The sequence below is a fragment of the Neorhizobium sp. LMR1-1-1.1 genome (genome assembly GCF_040675795.1).
Taxonomy (GTDB): domain Bacteria; phylum Pseudomonadota; class Alphaproteobacteria; order Rhizobiales; family Rhizobiaceae; genus Neorhizobium; species Neorhizobium cellulosilyticum.
In genome coordinates, this window is record NZ_JBEGHE010000017.1 from 52,392 (window position 1) to 68,770 (window position 16,379).

13 protein-coding genes are annotated in these 16,379 nt (G+C 60.3%); all 13 read right to left on the reverse strand.

All coding sequences use genetic code 11. The features are described 5' to 3' along the window. Positions 1-34 precede the first annotated feature (34 nt). The 13 genes from MRBLMR1_RS09635 to MRBLMR1_RS09695 all read right to left on the reverse strand — a co-directional run bounded on the left by MRBLMR1_RS09635 (position 35) and on the right by MRBLMR1_RS09695 (position 16,168). Positions 35-1,294, reverse strand: a complete 1,260-nt coding sequence (locus MRBLMR1_RS09635) for an ABC transporter substrate-binding protein (protein WP_500064261.1) — start codon at positions 1,292-1,294, stop codon at positions 35-37. Between the two features lie 32 nt (positions 1,295-1,326). Further along, on the reverse strand, positions 1,327-2,493 hold the full coding sequence (locus MRBLMR1_RS09640; protein ID WP_404945403.1) for a PLP-dependent transferase: 1,167 nt from the start codon (positions 2,491-2,493) through the stop codon (positions 1,327-1,329). Continuing rightward, positions 2,490-3,209: a FadR/GntR family transcriptional regulator gene (locus MRBLMR1_RS09645; RefSeq protein WP_500064264.1), complete on the reverse strand. Its 720-nt coding sequence runs from the start codon at positions 3,207-3,209 to the stop codon at positions 2,490-2,492. Before MRBLMR1_RS09645 ends, MRBLMR1_RS09640 begins: the two co-directional genes overlap by 4 nt. A 366-nt stretch (positions 3,210-3,575) precedes the next feature. Beyond that, complete coding sequence (locus MRBLMR1_RS09650) at positions 3,576-4,313, reverse strand: GntR family transcriptional regulator (RefSeq protein ID WP_353654230.1); 738 nt, start codon at positions 4,311-4,313, stop codon at positions 3,576-3,578. A gap of 86 nt (positions 4,314-4,399) precedes the next feature. Beyond that, complete coding sequence (locus tag MRBLMR1_RS09655; RefSeq protein WP_500064266.1) at positions 4,400-5,638, reverse strand: Zn-dependent hydrolase; 1,239 nt, start codon at positions 5,636-5,638, stop codon at positions 4,400-4,402. Positions 5,639-5,688: 50 nt separating this feature from the next. Continuing rightward, positions 5,689-7,023: an aspartate aminotransferase family protein gene (locus MRBLMR1_RS09660; RefSeq protein WP_500064268.1), complete on the reverse strand. Its 1,335-nt coding sequence runs from the start codon at positions 7,021-7,023 to the stop codon at positions 5,689-5,691. An 18-nt stretch (positions 7,024-7,041) separates the two neighbouring features. Further along, a complete protein-coding gene (locus MRBLMR1_RS09665) occupies positions 7,042-8,109 on the reverse strand; it encodes a phosphotransferase (RefSeq protein WP_206827775.1) in 1,068 nt (355 codons plus the stop codon). 72 nt (positions 8,110-8,181) lie between these two features. Beyond that, positions 8,182-9,609, reverse strand: a complete 1,428-nt coding sequence (locus MRBLMR1_RS09670) for an amidase (protein ID WP_500064270.1) — start codon at positions 9,607-9,609, stop codon at positions 8,182-8,184. A 19-nt stretch (positions 9,610-9,628) separates the two neighbouring features. After that, positions 9,629-10,981: an aspartate aminotransferase family protein gene (locus tag MRBLMR1_RS09675; RefSeq protein ID WP_404945407.1), complete on the reverse strand. Its 1,353-nt coding sequence runs from the start codon at positions 10,979-10,981 to the stop codon at positions 9,629-9,631. Between the two features lie 53 nt (positions 10,982-11,034). Further along, positions 11,035-12,729 (reverse strand): ABC transporter ATP-binding protein, encoded by a 1,695-nt coding sequence (locus MRBLMR1_RS09680; protein ID WP_500064382.1) that lies wholly within the window; start codon positions 12,727-12,729, stop codon positions 11,035-11,037. An 11-nt stretch (positions 12,730-12,740) separates the two neighbouring features. After that, positions 12,741-13,580 (reverse strand): ABC transporter permease, encoded by an 840-nt coding sequence (locus tag MRBLMR1_RS09685; protein ID WP_183993661.1) that lies wholly within the window; start codon positions 13,578-13,580, stop codon positions 12,741-12,743. Continuing rightward, entirely contained in the window at positions 13,577-14,548 is a 972-nt protein-coding gene (locus MRBLMR1_RS09690; protein ID WP_500064274.1) for an ABC transporter permease, read from the reverse strand. Before MRBLMR1_RS09690 ends, MRBLMR1_RS09685 begins: the two co-directional genes overlap by 4 nt. 72 nt (positions 14,549-14,620) lie before the next feature. Then, entirely contained in the window at positions 14,621-16,168 is a 1,548-nt protein-coding gene (locus MRBLMR1_RS09695) for an ABC transporter substrate-binding protein (protein ID WP_206827782.1), read from the reverse strand. Positions 16,169-16,379 lie beyond the last annotated feature (211 nt).

The window sequence follows — 16,379 nt, forward strand, 5'->3', positions numbered from 1 at the left end:
GCACGGGATAGGCCCGCGCCGCCAGCGACGACGATTACTTCTTGGAGAGGTTCTTCTGTTGTGCCTTGGTCAGATAGTCCGCCCATTCATCGGCCAGTTCCTTGGCCGAAATGTCGCCGAGCAAAGCCTGCTGCGAGGTCTTGATCGCCAGCGAATCCTTGAAGAAGGCGAACTCTTCGAGGAAGGTCGGCATTACGGTCGGAACGGTGTCCTTGTCTGCCAGTTCCTCGAACCAGCCCTTGAACTGGTCACCGGCATAGAACGGATCCTTTTCTGCCGCCGTATAGGCCGGCAAAGCACCGATCTTCTTGTTCCACTCGATATTGCCTTCCGGGCTCTGCAGCGCTTCGATCAGCTTCCAGGAGAGATCCTTGTTTTCGCTCTTGGCAAACATCGACCAGCCGGCATAACCGATCGTCGGGAAGGATTTGCCCGTCGGTCCCTTCGGCAGTGGCGCGACGCCAAAATCTTCCGGCTTCATACGCTCAGCAACTGCTATCAAAGCATCTGGATCCTGATCGAGGAAGGCGCAGGTGCCGGAATAGAATCCGGCCACGACCTCGTTAAACCCCCAGTTGACGCTGTCCTTTGGCGCAAGACCCTTCTTGTAGAGATCGACCATCCACTCGATACCCTTTGCCCAGCCTTCGCTGTTCATGGTCGAGGTGCCATCTTCCGTGAAATACTTGTTGTCGCCGGCCATCGAGGCGGCAAAGATCATCCAGCCATTCAGGCCACCCGGTCCGCCGCGCATGCAATAACCGTATTTTCCCGGCAGCTTGGATACGGCTTCGGATGCTTTGGTGAACTCGTCCATGGTCTTCGGCGGCGCAGAAACGCCGGCCTGTTCAAGCAGCTTCTTGTTGTAGAACATCGCCCGGAGATAAAAGCCGTAGGGCAGCATATAGGCGGTATCCTTGACGTCACGGCCAAGCTCCAGCGCGCGCGGCGTCAGTTCCTTGGTGTGCTGCCATTTTTCCAGATAGGGCTCGAGGCTTTCGAGCATGCCATTGTTGCCATAGAGAGAAAGCCAGGTATCCGGCATTTCCATCACATCCGGCGTATCGCCGGCAGACACCATGGTGGCGAATTTCTGGAAGGCCTCGTTCCAGGGCAGCGAGATGATTTCCACCTTGGTGCCGGGATTGGCGGCCTCGAACTTGCCGACCAATGATTTCAGCGTCTGCGTGCGTTCCGGGCTGGTGATGACTTCCACCAGCTTCAATGTCGTATCGGCCAATGCGCTGCTTGTCATCAGAGTGGCGAAGATTGCAGTCGTTATGATTGTTTTCATTGTCCTGCTCCCAGTTGTCTTGGTTTCATGCGTTATGAGGCGACGGCGATTGCCTCCTGAAGATCGCTCCACAAAGCCTCGGTTCCCTCGAGGCCGACATGGAGGCGTACGGACCGCGCATGGATGCCGAACGTATGCGCGGAATTGGGCTGGGCCTTCTGCTGCAGCACCACTTCGCCCGGAACGATCAGGCTTTCGTGGCCGCCCCAGCTGACGCCGAGCTTGAAAAGTTTGAGATGGTCGGCAAAGGCGCGGATATCCACGCCCTCCTTGAAGATGAAGGAAAACAGGCCCGACGTGCCGTGAAGCCCCGCAGGCAGCCGGTTCGCCAGACCCGGGTGGCAGACGGTTTCCACCACATCGAGTTCCTGCAGCCGCCGCGCGATGGTCAGCGCCGATTCCTGATGAGCTTTCATGCGCAAGGGCAGCGTGCGCATGCCTCGGATCAAGAGCCAGGCATCGAAGGGCGAAAGCTTTCCGCCGAGATAGGGATAGGCCTCCGCCTTCACCCGCGCGATCATCTCCTTCGAACCGGCAACCACACCGGCGACGACATCGCTATGGCCACCGAGATATTTGGAGGCCGAATGGATGACGAGATCCACGCCGAGTGTGATCGGCCGCTGGAAGAACGGGCTTGCCCAGCTGTTGTCGATCATCGACACGACGCCGTGCTTTTTCGCCAAGGCCGCCAGTGCGCCGACATCATGCGCTTCCATCACCCAGCTTGTCGGGCTTTCCAGATAGAGAACCTTGGCCCCCGGCAGCGCCTTTGCGACTGCTTCTTCGTCGCGGCCGTCGACATAGGTGACCTCTACCTTCATGCGTTTCAGCAGCGTGCCGAAAAGGCGGAATGCATCGGGATAAACGTGTTTGACTGCAACGATGCGGTCACCCGGCTCGACAAAGCTCAGGACAGACGACGAGATCGCCGACATGCCGCTGGCAAAACCGAGCGCATCTTCGGCGCCTTCGAGCTTGGCCAGCATTTCCTCGAACATGCGCACCGTCGGATTGAGGCCGCGCGTATAGATCGGCCGCACCTTTTCGCCGCGGTAGGAAGCGATCATCTCGTCATAGTCGGAAAAGGTGAAGAGCGAGGTCTGGAAGATCGGCGGCACGACCGCATCGGCGAAATTTCCGTCGTCATGGGCGGTAATCAGCGAGGCGAATTGCGACGGATCGGACATTTCGTTCATTGGGACATTTCCTTGATGTCTTCCTCGACGACGGCGAGGATCTTTAATGTCTCGCGCCTTGCACCCTCGGAATCTTGGGCGGCGATGGCGTCGAAAAGCGTGCGGTGAAACGGAAAGGAGCGTCGAGCAAAATCCTTGCGATCGAAAGGCGACGCCCAGAAATGCTCGAAACTCTCGCGCATCTGCTCGAGTATCTGACGGAACAGCGGATTATGCGTGGCGTCATAAACGGCGAGATGGAAGGCAAGGTCTTCCGGGCCGGACGAGCCCTTTTCCAGATGCACGGTCTCCATCTGCACCAGCTTCTTCTCGATGATCACGAGGTCATCGTCGGTACGCATGCGGGCGGCCACCATGCCGGCCTCGCATTCGATGCCCCGGCGCACCTGCAGTGTCTGCAAAAGCACGTCACGCAGGCGTGTCGTGTCCAGCGACAGCGGCATATGCACGGTATCGGGAGAAATCGGCCGCAGCAGATAGGTGCCGCTGCCTTTTCGCGTTTCGATGACTCCGAGCGCCTGAAAGTGGCGGATCGCCTCCCGGATCGTCGAGCGGCCGACAGCAAGCGTTGCCATGAGCTCACGCTCCGCCGGCAGTCGATCACCGGCCTTGAGCTGAACATCGGCGATATAATGCGCAAGCGCCGAAGTCACCTGCCGGGCACGATCCAGTGTCGGCAGCGGTTGAAGTGTTGCGGATAACGTCGCTCTCGTCATAACACCATGCAAGCCAAATTGGTCTGACATCATAGCAAAACACGCGACTAAAAGGGTGTCAATCGCTCCTTGTCGTTTTCGCTTGTGGATAGGCTTTTCATAATGCAGCGAGATATCCCGCCCGGCGGTCGCGGGTCCGGGATGCGACGAATGCCCGGAGACGGCATGGTGTCGGGCAAGGGCTTGTGGCTTGGGACTTGGGGAGCGGTTCAGTCGTGTCTGGCTATGCGGGCAATATGGAAAGCCTGCCCACCGCCCGATCCACGGCTGGGCCTCGCCGACGGCATGTGCAGCAACCTCACTTGCAGCGATGCTGGCAATATCGCGCATTGCGCCTGGATGTAGAGCTCTTCCCGGACGTCCGGTTCACACGTCCGAGAGTGCGTTGAGCAACACGATATCGTCCTCGCCGGTAATGATATCGGCATCGGCCTGAAGGACATATTCGACAACGGCGTTTATGCCGCCGAGATGTTCCTTGAGCAGTTTGGCAGCCCGAATTTCATCATGAGCCTTGATCGCGGCATAAAGCGCCACATGCTCTTCCAGAACCTCTTCGAAATAACCGATCTTCGGAAATGCCTGGCGCCGTACGCGGTCGAGTTGCCCCGTCGCGTTATGGATCGTCTGCCAGACATTCGGAAAGCCGGCGATGCGGCAGAGGAGGCGATGGAACTCGTTGTCGACCTTGAAAGCCTCATCGATGTCACGCCGCTTTGCCGCTTCCTGCTGGCGAAAGATAAGTAGATCGAGGTCCTTCTCATGCACAGGATCGAAATTACGGGCTGCAAGACGCACCGTGCGCATTTCAAGGCTGGAACGGATCAGATGCCCCTCGATCACCTTGCGCATGGCGATCTTGTTGACGAATGTGCCCCCGCTCGGAACGATATTGACGAGCCCTTCCTGCGCCAGCCTCAACAAGGCCTCCCGCATCGGCGTTCGGGAAATGCCAAGCTCGGCGCAGGTCTCCTTTTCGTTCAGCGTTTCGCCCGGCGCCAGTTTCATTGTGATGATCGCATCGCGGATGACGTTATACGCCCAGACCGCCTTGGGCTGGCCGGCCCCCATGTCTTCCAATGCAAGTTTAGCGTGTGAATTCACTCAGCGCCTCGTCCGCTCGCTTTACGTGTTTTAGCTTCCTTACATTATAAGCAGTTGCTTTCGTCGGCATAAAGAGGGCACGAGCATCATGCTTCGTTCGCCGCGATCATTGCCATTTCCAGAAGCACCTTGGCTCCGGCCGTCACCTGATCGGGCTCGCACCATTCCTTTTCGCTGTGCGAAATGCCCTGCCTGCAGGGCACGAAGATGATCGCCGTCGGGCAAAGATGGGTCATCGACAGTGCGTCATGAGAGGTCAGCGTCGGCAGCATCATCGACGTGTAGCCCAGCCGTTCCGCCACTTCGAGAACCTGCCCGGCAAGCTCCTGCGACAAGTCAAGCCGCTGGCGATAATGCGAGGTCGTGGCATCGATCGTAAGCCCCGTCTCTCCGGCGATGCGTCCCGCCGCGGCCTCGATGCGATCGATCATCTTCGCCCTCCCCTCTTCGGTTGCATGAACGGCGACATAGGAGAGCTTGGTCAGATGCGGAATGTTGACGCGGTTGTTCGGCCAGTTACGGATCACCGTGGCGCTGACCATGCCCGCCGGCTCGTTCTCGGCTCCGATCGCCTCGATTTCGAGGATCAGTTTGGCCGCAGCGACAAGCGCGTTGCGCCGCGTCGACATTGCGGCCGTCTGCGAATGGCCATTCTCGCCGCTGATATCGATAAATCCGCTGCAACCCCAGGAACTGTTGGAAACGGCAGCGATCATCGCACCTGCCTTTTCCATCTCCGGCCCCTGTTCGATATGCAGTTCGAGATATTTATGCACCGCCCGCCCGCCGACCGGCAGCTGCCCGGCATGACCGATACGGGCAAGCTCGTCGCCGAGCATCACTCCGTCATCATCCTTGCGAAACAACGCATCTTCCAAAGACAGGAGCCCGGCAAAAATGCCCGACCCCATCACGCCCGGCTGGAACCGCGCGCCTTCCTCATTGGTGAAATTGGCGATCTCGATCGCTCGCCGCGTGCTGACGCCTGCCGCATCGAGCGCGCGGATAACCGCAACCCCGGCAAGCACGCCCAGAACGCCATCGAACTTGCCGCCCGGCATCTGCGTGTCGAGATGGCTGCCGATCATTAGCGGCGGCAGCGACGGATCGGTACCTTCCCGCCGCGCGAACATGTTGCCGATAGCATCGACAGTCACCACCAGCCCCGCCTCCTCCGCCCAGTAACGGAACAGGTTGCGCCCCTCGCGGTCCGCATCCGAAAGCGCGGGCCGGAAACTGCCACCGCCCTGCGTCGCGCCGATCGCCCCCATCGTCATGATATCCGCCCAGAGGCGTTCGGCGTTGATTTCCGGCGAGGTGGTCATGGTCTATCCTTTGGCATTGGGTATGGCAGCGATAAGCGAGGCGGATGCTGTCACTGGGTCTCGTGCAGCACCTCTTCGAGCACCTTGAGGAAGATGTCCGCATGGTCCTTGCCGAACGGCAGCGGGGGACGGATCTTCAACGTGTTTCCATGAATTCCGGCGGCGCTGATCAGCACACGACGCTCGCGCATGCGATTGACGACCGCGAGCGAGCGCGGTCCGTCCGGGGCGCGGCTCTGCCGGTCCTTGACGAATTCCAGCCCGAGGAAGAGGCCCGCGCCGCGCACATCGCCGATGCAGTCGAAATGCTGCTGCAGCTTGCGCATGCCTTCCAGCATGTAATTGCCGGTCGACAGCGCATTGCCCATCAGGTCTTCGTCACGGATGACGTCGAGCACGGCATTGGCGGCGGCGATCGATACGTGGTTGGCGCCGAACGTGTTGAAATAGCGGATGTCCTTGCCGAAACGTTCCTGCACCTCGCCCTTCATCACCGCGGCCGCGATCGGCAGGCCATTGCCCATCGGCTTACCCATGACGGCGATGTCGGGAACGATGCCGTGACGCATGAAACCCCACATATGCGAGCCGGTGCGGCCAAAGCCCGGCTGCACTTCGTCGGCGATGTAAAGCGCGCCGGCCTCATGCACCACGTCCAGCGTCTTCTTCAGGAAGCCCGCAGGCTCCGAATAGATGCCGTCAGTCGAGAATATGCTGTCCGCGATGAAGGCCGCCGGCTTGATGCCATGGCGCAACATGAAGGCGATCGCCTTGGACACCTCTTGCGCGAAGGTCTCGCCGACATCCTTGCCATCAGCGCGATAGGCATCCGGTGCCAGCACGGTGATCACATGCATGCCGAGGGGCATGTTGGGGCCAAGCGACGGCGAGATGGCGGCGGCGGCGGCCGTCGTGCCGTGATAGGCGTTCTCGGTAATGATGATGCCGGTTCCGCCCGTGTAGTAACAGGCCAGCCGCATGGCGAGGTCGACCGCCTCGCTGCCGGTGCAGCAATACATGACCCGGTTCATCTCGTCGGGAAATGTTGAAAGCAGTTTTTCGGAGTAATCGAGGATCTTTTCGTCGAGATAACGCGTATGCGTATTCAGCACAGCAGCCTGTTCGGCGATCGCGGCGACAACGCGCGGATGGCAATGTCCCACCGAAGGCACGTTGTTATAGGTGTCGAGATAGGCATTGCCGTCCGGATCGTAGAGCCAGACGCCCTCGCCGCGCACCAGATGCAGCGGGTTTTCGTAGAACAGCCGGTAGGACGGCCCGAGCATCGCCTGGCGGCGCTCGATCATCGACCGCTCGCGCTCCGGCAGGCTACTCAGGCGCGATGCATCGAAGCCGTTGATCATCGTTGTGGCTGGCTTGTTCATGTCTCTCTCCCTCGGGTGTCAGGCGCGGCAGGCCGCTGCCAGGCGCTTTACGGCATCATCTCTTGAAATTGCGTCGAGCCGGGCAAACTGCGCCCATACGGTCGGGCTGTTACGGGTGTAAAGCGCCCGGTGTTCGGGAAACAGCTTTCCGCGCCATTCGGGTATCGCAAGCCGCATCAGCATCCGGGTGGTCACCGCGGTGTAAAGCAACTCGATCTCTTCCTGAGCGAGCGTCTTTTCGGTCGAATACCCTTTCAGAAAATCGCACATCGCCTCCACCGGATCATCGGCGTCGCCCATCTGGTAGGCCGCGCCGACAGCGACATCGAACAGGATGGGTGCATGCACCATGTCGCCGAAATCGATGATGCCGCTGATCTCATCCGGATCATCCTCGCTGACGAGAATGTTCTCCATGTTGAAATCGTTATGGATCACCTGCGCCGGCAGTTCGCCCATGCGCGGAGCAATCAGGGTCTCGAAATCGGCCATCGCCCGTTCCAGCCTTACCCGTTGCGCTTCGTCTTCGAAGACCGGCAGCAATTCGCGAAGCCCCGCGGCGTGCGACATGTCCCAGGTGATGCGATGGCCCGCGGCCTCGTGGGTAAATCCTTCAAGCGCCTTCTGCATGCAACCGAGAAGTACGCCGACGCGGTAGCGCTGGATGGGTGAATGCGGCTGTGATTTCTGTGAAATGCCAGGCGCGAAGGTCACCATGCGCACGCCGCGCGTGCCGCCTTCGTCATCGGTCATGCGGAAATCGGCCTCGCCGTCCAGTGTGCGGATGATCCGCTGGATCGGAATGCCGGGATCGGCCGCTTCGACATGCAGAAGCGCCTGGCTGTGCATGTTCGTCATCGCCGGATTTTCCGCCGGGTTGAGAACCTTGAAGAGATATTCCCTTCCGTCGTCCAGCGTCAGCCGGTAATTGCTGTCCTTCTCGCCCCAGAGCCATTCGGCCTTGCCGGACAGCCCGTATTTTTCCCTTGCGATGCGCTCGGCCTGATCCGGAGGCACGGCAGTCGCGCCCGTCTTCAGCTCTGCGCCAAGCCCGCTTGCCGCTCCTTGGCTTGCCGTGGAGGCCATCTGTCCCATCCCGATACTGCTGTTGATCGTTTGGTGCGGAAGACAAGGCCTCCCGCACCTTTGTTGTCCGGCTCAGCCGAGCCTGGGCGCGCTGAGAACGTCTTCGGGATAGGCGGACTGATAGGCCGCAGCCAATGCCAGCACGATATCGTCGCGGAAACGCGGACCGACGAACTGCAGGCCGATCGGCAACCCGCCGGCATCGAAGCCGCAGGGCACCGATACGGCCGGCTGGCCGGTCATGTTGAACGGATAGGTGAAGGGCGACCAGTCGGACCAGTCCTTGCCCTCGATCCCGCCGGGAAAATCGACACCGGCCTCGATCGCCGTCGTCGGCATGGTCGGCAGCATCAGCGCGTCATACTTTTCGTGGAAAAGCGCCATCGTCACCTTGAGATCGGCACGCACCTGCTCGGCCGTGACATAATCGATGGCCGAGTAGGTCTTTCCCTTCTCGTAGATGCGGATCAGGCCGGGATCCATCAACTTCTTCTGCTCTTCCGTCGGATTGACCATCTCGACGGTGCGGGCTTCGGCGGCGTACCAGAGCGCCAGAAGAGCATCCTGCGGATTGGAAAAGCCCGGATCGATCTCCTCGATGATCGCGCCCATATCCGCCAGCCGCTGGGCGGCCCGCTCGACCGCAGCAGCGACATCCGGCTGCACTTCGGCATAACCGAGATTTCGGCTGTAACCGATCTTCACGCCCTCGACGCTGGTAGCATTGATCCCTTCGTGCCAGTTCGGCACCGGTGTCGGACTATAGCCATACATCGCCTTCGGCGTCGGCCCGGTTGTGGCATTCATGAACAGCGCCGCATCCTCGACCGTCCGCGTCAGCGGGCCGCGATGGGCAAGCTCGAACAGCGCCGTCGGCGTGTCGGAGGGAATCCAGCCATAGCTAGGCTTGATGCCGAACGCGCCGCAGAACGAAGCCGGAATGCGGATCGAACCCGCACCATCCGACCCTTCATGCAAAACGCCCATATTGAGCGCAGCTGCCACGGCCGCACCGCCCGACGAGCCGCCAGAGGCGCGATCGGTGCGCCACGGGTTAAGCGTGTTGCCGAATGCCGGACCGTGAGTGACACCCTTCCAGCCGAATTCCGGCGACGTCGTCGTGCCGAGGATGGTCACACCCGCGCCGCGCAGGCGTTCCATGATCAGGAACTCCTTTTCGGAAGGCGTCGTTGCACCGAGCGCCGAGCCGCGCCGCCACGGAATGCCCTTGACCGGAGTGAGTTCCTTGATCGTCGTCGGCGCACCGTCGATGGGTGAAAGCGGTTCGCCCTTCTTCCAGCGCGCTTCGGATGCCTTTGCCTCGGCGAGCGCCAGTTCTGGCACCACATAGGCGAAGGCGTTGACGCTCGGATTGAACTTTTCGATCCGCGCAAGCGAGGCCTTGGCGGCTTCGACCGGGGACGCCTTGCCCGAAGCGAACAGCTCGGAAAGCTGTGCCGCGGTCATTTCGCCAAGATCGGTCTTTTCCATCATGTTCATGATCTCAATCCTTGATGCTTCAGGCGTGCGCGGCCGCAACGGTATCCAGCGCGCGGGCAACGGCACCGAACATGTCGTCGATCTGTTCGGCGGTAATGATCAGCGGCGGGCAGAAGCAGATGGCTTCGCCGATATTGCGGATGATCAGGCCCTCGTCCTGGCATGCGGCGGCGATTGCTGCAGCCGCATCACCGGCATTGGCATCCGCCCAGGGCTTGATCTCCAGCGCGCCGAGCAGGCCGACGCCGCGCGAGGAATGCGCCAGCGGGTGCTTGGCAAGTTCTGCCAGGCCGCCGAGGAACTTTTCTTCAAGACGTGCGACGTTGCCGACGAGATCCCGCTCCTGGATGATCTTCAGGTTTTCGAGACCAACCGCGGTCGCAACCGGATGACCGGAGGCAGTGAAGCCATGGCCGAACACGCCGATACGGTCGCTTTCGTCAGCGATCGGCTGATAGAAATGGTCGTTCATGATGATCGCCGAAAGCGGCATGTAGGACGACGAGATCTGCTTCGACACGACGAGCACGTCCGGCTCGATGCCGAGCGTCTCGCAGGCGAACATCTTGCCGGTACGGCCGAAGCCGCAGATGACTTCGTCGGCGACGAGAAGGATGTCGTATTTCTTCAGGATGGCCTGAACGCCGGCCCAATAGCCGTCTGACGGCATCAGCACGCCGCCGGCGCCCATCACAGGCTCGCCCCAGAAGGCGGCGATCGTTTCAGGGCCTTCCTTGAGGATCAGGTCCTCCAGATCCTTCAGCATGCGCTTGGTGAAATCGGCTTCGCTTTCGCCCTCGAGACCGAAATGCACATAGGACGGGCAGGATGTATGAACCATCCGGTCGAGCGGCAGGTCGAAGCTTTCATGGTTGCGCGGCAGGCCGGTGATCGAGCCTGAGGCGATCGTCACACCGTGATAGCCCTTGATCCGGCCGATGATCTTCTTCTTGTCTTTCTTGCCGAGCGCGTTGGAACGGTACCAGACCATTTTGCAGGCAAGGTCGTTGGCTTCGGAACCGGAGGAGGTGAAGTGCACCTTCGACATCGGTACCGGTGCGATCTTGACCAGCATCTCGGCCAGATCGATCGACGGGCCATGCGTCTTGTAGGAGAAGCTGTGGTAATAGGGCAGCTTTTCCATCTGCGCCTTGGCGACTTCCGCCAGACGTTTTTCGCCGAAACCGAGCGCCACCGACCACAGGCCGGCCAGGCCCTCGATATAGCGCTTGCCGGTATTGTCGGTGACATAGATACCGTCGCCGCTCTCGATCACGAGGCCGCCGGTTTTTTCATATTTCCGAAGATTGACCATCGGATGCATCTGATAGGCCATGTCGCGGGCTTCGACCGAGTTCGGCATAATCGTCATGTGCTGCTCCATAAGCGGGCTCTGTTGCCCAGATTGATTGATATCCGACGGGCTCAGGCCGTCATCAGCGCTTCCTTTGCCCGACCGGGAATGGCCTCGATCAGGCTTTTCGTGTAGGGGTGCCGGGGCGTGTCGAAGATCTCGCTCCCCGTACCAAGTTCGACGACCTCGCCCTTCTGCATCACCATAACGCGGTCACAGATCTTGGCCGCGACGCGCAGGTCATGGGTGATGAACACGAGGGAGAGGTTGAGGTCTTTTTTCAGCTGGCCCAGAAGTTCCAGAACCTGAGCCTGGATCGAAACGTCGAGTGCAGACACCGCCTCGTCGGCGATGATGATCTCGGGTTCGAGCGCCAATGCGCGGGCAATGCCGATACGCTGCCGCTGACCGCCGGAAAACTCGTGCGGAAAACGATTAGTTCCTTTGGGATCTAGCCCGACCATCTCCATCAGTTCGGCAGCGCGGGCGAGCGCCTTTTTCTCATCCTCACCATAGGCGATCGGCCCCGAGGCAATGATGCGCCCGACCTTTTCGCGCGGATTGAGCGACGAATACGGGTCCTGGAAGATCATCTGCATGCGTCTGCGCATGGCGCGCAGTTGTTCGCCCTTCAGATGCGCCATGTCCTGTCCGCCAAGCAGAACGCGGCCGCTTTCGGGGTCTTGCAGCCGCACGAGGCAGCGACCGACCGAAGACTTGCCTGAGCCGCTTTCACCGACGATGCCGAGCGTTTCGCCGCGACCGAGTGTGAACGACACGTCCTTGACGGCATGCACTTCACGGGCCTTGGAAAACAGCCCGCCGCCCATGCGATAGATTTTCGAGAGGTTCTCGACGGCAAGCAGCGGCTCGCGGGTCCCGATACGCGCCACCCCTTCGCCGGGACGCGGGATCGCCGCGATCAGCTTCTTCGTATAGGGGTGTTGCGGCGAAAACAGCACCTCTTCGGCCGTTCCCTGCTCGACGATGCGGCCGAGCTGCATCACCGTCACATAGTCGGCGATCTCGGCCACGACGCCGAAATCGTGAGTGATGAACATCACTGCCATGTTGCGCTCTTTTTGGAGCCCGGCGATGAGTTTCAATATCTGCGCCTGCGTCGTCACGTCGAGCGCCGTTGTCGGCTCGTCGGCGATCAGCACTTCCGGCTCGAGCGCCAGCGCCATCGCGATCATCACACGCTGACGCTGACCGCCGGAAAGCTGAAACGGATAGCTGTCGGCGGCTCGCGGCGGGTCGGGCAGACCGACCTCCGTCAGAAGCGATAGCGCCTTTTGCCTGCGCTCCTTCGGAGTCAGAAGACCATGCGCCTCGAACACTTCCTCGATCTGTGCCGAGACTTTCATCAGCGGGTTGAGCGCCGACATCGGCTCTTGGAAGATCATCGCCACCCGGCGACCGCGAATGGAGTAGAGCGCATCCGCCGGCATGGTGATCAGATCGGTGGCGCCAAGCAGGATACGACCCTGCGCCACGCGCACCGTATCGGGAAGAAGCCCCATCAACGCATTGGCCGACATGGATTTGCCCGAGCCGCTTTCACCGACCACGCAGAGCATCTCGCCGGGAAACAGCTTGAAGGAGACGCGGTCGACTGCATAGGGGCGATCAGCGCCGTCCGGAAGTGCGATGCTCAGCCTGTCGATATGGACGACCGGTTCGCCCCTCCCCTCTTCCTTCAGAGCACCCGGATGGATGACGGCGGCAGCGGTTTCGTCGGATGTCACGGCATTGGTGTCGATCATGTCTGCCATGGTTACCTCCCCTTGCGCGCAAGGCGCGGGTTGAGGGCGTCGTTCAGCCCTTCGCCGACGAGATTGAGCGCCAGCACGGTCAGAAGGATTGCAAGGCCCGGGAAGAAGCTCACCCACCAGGCCTGACGGATCACGGTGCGGCCCGCGCCGATGATATAGCCCCAGGACATGATGTTGCGGTCGCCCAGCCCCAGGAAAGACAGCGAGCTTTCGATCAGGATCGCCGCCGCCACCATCATCGAGGCGAGCACGATAATCGGCGAGAGCGTGTTCGGCAGGATCTGCCGCCAGATGATCGTCGAATGCGTCTGGCCGGAAAGAACGGCGGCCTCGACGAATTCACGCGACCGGAGCGACATAACCTCGCCGCGCAGCAAGCGCGCCACCGGCGGCCAGGAGACCACGGCAATCGAGATGACGATCGAATAGATGCTCGGCTGGAAGATCGCCACCAGCACCACGGCCAGCGCGAAACTCGGCACGCTCTGGAAGAATTCGGTGAACCGCATCAGCAGATCATCGACCCAGCCGCCGAAATATCCGGCAATTGCGCCGATCGGAATACCGATCAGTAGCGAGACGACGGTCGATACGAGCCCGACCAGCAGGGAAACCCGTGCGCCGTGGGCGAGACCCGCCGCAAGGTCGCGTCCCATCGGATCGGTGCCAAGCACGAAAGCGTCCATGGTGAAGGGCGGAATGAACGGCCGCTGCACCATCGCCCAGGGCGACTTGGTGTAGATGAACGGAGCGACGATCGAAAGAACGACGACCAGAAGCAGGATGACCAGACCGACGACGGCGCCTCGGTTCTGCGAAAAACGTTTCCAGAAATCCTTCATGACGTCACCTTGATGCGCGGATCGACGAGGCGGTAAAGCACGTCGGTGATGAGGTTGAAGAGCAGCACCATCGCCGCCGAGACGACAAAGACGCCGAGCAGCAGATTGTAGTCGCGCTGCGAGAGGGCGTCGAACATCAGCCGGCCGATGCCCGGCCAGGCAAACACGGTTTCGATCAGCACTGCGCCGCCGACCAGCTGCCCGGCCTGCAGGCCGGCAAGCGTCACCACCGGCAGAAGCGCATTTCGCAGTACATGGCGGCGCTGGATGACACTGGGACGCAAGCCCTTGGCCTTGGCGGTCTTGACGAAATCCAGCGTGCTGACTTCCAGCATCGAGGCACGGGTCATCCGGGCATAGACGGCCATGAAGAACAGCCCGAGCGTCATTGCCGGCAGGATAAGGTGCAGGAAGACATCGAGCGCGCGGGCAAGGCCGGTATAATTCGCGCCGACGGTTTCATAACCGAAGCCGGGCAGCCATCCGAGCTGGACGGAAAACAACAGCACGCCCATCAGCGCCAGCCAGAAGAGCGGCGTCGCGTAGAAGATCAGCGCGACGAGCGAGATGATCGTATCGGCCCACTTGCCCTGCCGCGCGGAGGCAAAGGCACCGGCCGCAACGCCCAGGCCGAGCGAGATCACGAAGGCTGAAAGGGAAAGTAGCAGCGTCGCCGGCAGGCGCTCGCCGATCAGTTGCAGCACCGGCAATTGCTGGCGGTAGGAATAACCGAGATCGAGCTGGACCACCGAAGAAACGTAGATCCAGAGCTGCATGTAAAGCGGCTTGTCGAGGCCGAAACGTTCTCTGAGCTGTTGCAGGAAGGCAGGATCGGCATCACCCGCTTCCCCGGCCATGACCGCAGCCGGATCGCCCGGTGCGGCATGGATGAGGAAGAAATTGAGCACGGTGATACAGATCAGGATCACGACTGCCTTCAGCAATCGCCCCGAGATGAATCTCAGCATGAGCACGGCTCCGACTAGATTTTTCAGGTCAGGAATGAGCCAGGCGGAGACGGATCTCCGCCTGAATGTCGATTACTTCTTGATCCAGGCGTCGCGCATGGATTCCGGCAGGCCGGAGGCGGTCGTCACGATATCCTGAACCTTGCAGTTGTAGATCGTTGGGAAACCGAGTTCGAGCAGCCAAGCAACCGGAACGTCTTCCTGAAGCTTTCTCTGCGCCTGGTCGTAAAGTTCCTGACGCTTGGATGCCGGATAGGCGACTGCAGCCTCGTCGAACAGCTTGTCGAGGTCGGGATTGGAATAGCCCTCGACATTGTTGAACGGGTTGCCCTTGGCGATCTGCGAGGTCTTGTAGTTGCGGTCCACGCCGATTGCCGGGTCACCATTCTGGTAGAGATAGGTGAAGGCGATGTCGTATTCCCAGTTGGATGTCCGCTGGTTCCAGCCGGCAACGTCGGCCGCTTCGATTTCGATCGGAATACCGACTTCCTCGAGGTTCTGCTTCACGGCTTCGGCCCAGCGCTGCCAGGTCTCGCCATAGGGAAGCGGCAGGAGCTTCAGCGGCTTGCCGTCATAACCGGCTTCCTTGAGCAGTTCCTTGGCCTTGTCGACATCATGCGGGTATTTTGGCTCGACATCCTTGTAGAAGGGAAGCTTTGACGACAGCGGCCCGGTCGCAACCTTGCCGTAGCCGTTCCACAGAACGTCCTTGGCGAATTCACGGTCGAGCGCATACATCACCGCCTGACGGAACTTCACATTGTCCATCGGCGCTTTGCGGTTGTTGAGCCACAGCCAGGAGAGCGGTGCGAAATATTCCCAGCCCTTTTCGGTTGTGCAGGTATTGGGCAGATCCTTCAGCCGCGGAATGTCGAAATTCTCGACCGAGCCGCCCGGCACCACGTCGATATTGCCGGTCTCGAATGCGACCGAACGCGATGCGCCGTCCGGAATGACCTGGTAATACAGTTCGTCGAGATAGGGCTTGCCCTTCACGTAATAGTCCGGGTTCTTGACGAGATGGATGTAGCTGCCGCGCTTCCATTCGTCGAACTTGAACGGGCCGGTGCCGATCGGCTTGTCGTTGGCCGGATTGGTGGCGTAGTCGGTGCCTTCATAGATATGCTTGGGCAGGACCGGCATCGTGTAGAAGGCCAGACCGCGGATGAAGGCCTCGAAGGGCTGCTTCAGCTTGAACACGACAGTCTTGTCGTCCGGTGCCGTGACGCTTTCCACATGGGTCATCAGGTTGCGATGACGCGGCTGCATCTTCATCAGATAGTCGTTGGCGGAGAACAGCACGTCGGCCGAGGTCATCGGCTTGCCGTCATGCCACTTCACGTCATCCTGCAGTGTGAACGTATAGGTCAGGCCGTCATCGGAGACCGTCCACGACTTGGCGAGCGACGGCTCGGGCTTGAGGTTCTCGTCGTAGCGCAGCAGGCTTTCGTAGATATTGCCGCCGACGAGCAGAGCCGGGCCGTTGGTGGTGGTGCCGATCATGATGCTTGGTGGTTCGGGCTGAACGATGAGGTTCAGTTTGCCACCCGGTACGCCTTGGGCAAAGGCCGCTGTCGTCGTCATGAAAATGGCTAGGGATGCAGAAATCAGTCGTCGCATGAAGTTCCCCTTTATGGATTTTCGTTTGCGTGCAGACGTCACTTCGTGATCGTATCGGAACTACAATATACCGATATATCGATACATCATCTTGACTCCGGCCTTTGGCACCTGTCAAGCAAGGCAGGTGATTTTTTGCATAAAACTTGAACTCGAAAAATGGTCGCTCAAAAAATGATCAACTTGCGGAAAATCGCGACGCCATATGCTT